The 578-nt window shown below is 46.0% G+C and carries 1 pseudogene; it reads right to left on the reverse strand.

From position 1 onward, the window contains the following. Positions 1 to 578 (reverse strand): annotated as a pseudogene (locus ACFIO5_RS13145) (DUF4815 domain-containing protein); the annotation flags it as partial.

Consider the following 578-nt stretch of genomic DNA (forward strand, 5'->3'; position numbering starts at 1 on the left):
CCAAAATCACGCACCATTGACCGTGCCGCCGGTCCACCGGTAAGCGTGAGTTTCAAGCGCGCTTGTTTGGCGCCTTTGTCGCTGCTTACAAATTTGCGCTCTGTCCAAAGGGGCTCGGATAACTGCTCTGTTTCCTCTAATTTCAAAGGGGTGAAACCATCATCATCCAGTTGCATCTCCAGTGTAAAGGTTGCACCGCCTGGTAAAAATGTTTTGATATAACTGGTTAACCTTGCTTTTTCCCCAAAGGCAAAAGCACGGGTGACATAAGTGGCTGTTTTATGAATCTTCCCCGCAATCAATTGAACAGGCGCAAACAAGACGGGTGAGAGCTTTTCGGTGCCTTTGAGAATAGCGCGGAGCTTTACCTTTTCACTGATATATTCAGTAAGACTGAGTAATTGAAAGGGAAGGAGTTGATAAACCGTGCCATTGTTTCTTTCAATTTCAAAGATGACAGAACAATCGCTTGAAGGCAATTCAATGGCTGCGCGTACTTGCAAATCAGAGCAGTCCACAAGATCAAAAGTGCCAAGATCAATGGTTTTTTCTGTTTGTGTGTAGCGTGCCGCCAGCAC

The sequence above is a fragment of the Bartonella sp. AA86SXKL genome (assembly GCF_042196885.1).